Genomic DNA, 1,396 nt, shown 5'->3' on the forward strand with positions numbered 1-1,396 from the left:
CTGGGAACGACGAGACGACATCCACGAAGCCTTCCTCGGCCTCGCCACCTGCCTCATCACCCACCGCCACGTCCAACGCCTTTGTTAGGACCTCTTACTACCCCTGCCCGGTCCCTGGACCCGACGGGATGCTGTCGCCGGGTCAAGTCACCGGCTGGCTCGTGGCGCTGCTGGTAGAGGCTCTGCGCGGTACTGCCTCCATCGGTCCGAGGTCCTCTGCATCCGCAGTGGTATCCATCGCTGACTCCGCATAGATTTCGAGACGATGAACCCGCACCGGGCATCCGGGCAGGCGGACGCGCTGAGTTCAGGGCCGCACTCGGATCCGACCGCGTGGAGACGAATGAAGAAGAGCAATCCCCACAAGATTCCTGTCGGCACACGAAGCCATGGTTGCCCCCCATGGCCACTACGGTGGTCGTAGCTCTTGCCGGCGGGTTGATGCTTGCGGGTCACGTAAGCTAACAGCCCATCTCAATTGGCGATCATAGGCTGGGAAAGGTGCTGGCCGGGCTGGTGCAGCAACGGTTGAATGCCGCCGTGGAGAACATCTGGACACCGGCACACCAGGCGGTGGAGGACGAGGACGCAGAGGCTCTGGCGCAGCTGCTGGCCAAGGGCGTCGACCCCGATGAGGTATGCGGCAGCATGACGCTCCTGACGCACGCCATTGACGCGGAAGGCGATGGCGCCTTGCAGAGCGGCTGTCCGCTGACCGTGCATACCACCGCAGTACTCCTGGCCTTCGGCGCTGGCCCACTGCTCCCGGGGCCGGACGGGCGAACGCCCATGGACCTCGCCGTCCACTACGGCCATGACCTGGCAGTCAAGCTGTTGGAGCGGCACATCAGCGGGTCAGGCGGCGCAGGCAGATGAGGGTGCTGGTGATGCTCGTGAAGGCGAGGAAGTGTTCGTCCTTGCGTTCGTATCGGCGATGAAGGCGGCGGCAGCCGGCCAGCCAGGAGACGGTCCGTTCAACGACCCAACGGTGGCGGCCCAACCGCTGGGAACTGTCCGTTCCTTTGCGGGCGATCCGGTGCCGGATGCCCCGTCCCGATAACCATCGACGCAGGTGGGCGTAGTCGTAGCCCTTGTCGGCGTGCAGTTTTGCGGGCCTGCGCCGCCGAGGCCCGCGGCGGGAGCGGATCGGCGGGATGCCCTGCACGAGCGGGACCAGGGCCTGGCTGTCGTGGACGTTGGCACCGGAGATTCCGACAGACAAGGGCAGACCATTCCGGTCGGTGATCAGGTGGATCTTCGAGCCGTATTTACCCCTGTCAACAGGATTCGGACCTGTCAGGTCCCCGTTACCTTTTCCGTGGCTCCGCTATCGGGGCTCCGGTCTCCTGGCCCGGTATGACTTGGTCCCCTCGTCGACATGATTGAAAAGGTGGTG

Annotated in this window: 1 protein-coding gene and 1 pseudogene; one reads left to right on the plus strand and one right to left on the minus strand. The window is 64.8% G+C overall.

Annotated elements, in window-relative coordinates:
* The first annotated feature begins 540 nt into the window (after positions 1-540).
* Complete coding sequence (locus ACZ62B_RS39085) at positions 541-876, plus strand: ankyrin repeat domain-containing protein (RefSeq protein ID WP_469694023.1); 336 nt, start codon at positions 541-543, stop codon at positions 874-876.
* On the opposite strand, the pseudogene ACZ62B_RS39090 reads toward ACZ62B_RS39085, so the two are convergent.
* Positions 848-1,306: pseudogene (locus ACZ62B_RS39090) on the minus strand (IS5 family transposase); the annotation flags it as partial. The gene ACZ62B_RS39085 and the pseudogene ACZ62B_RS39090 overlap by 29 nt on opposite strands.
* Positions 1,307-1,396 lie beyond the last annotated feature (90 nt).

The sequence above is a fragment of the Streptomyces sp. NPDC053426 genome, assembly GCF_055585405.1.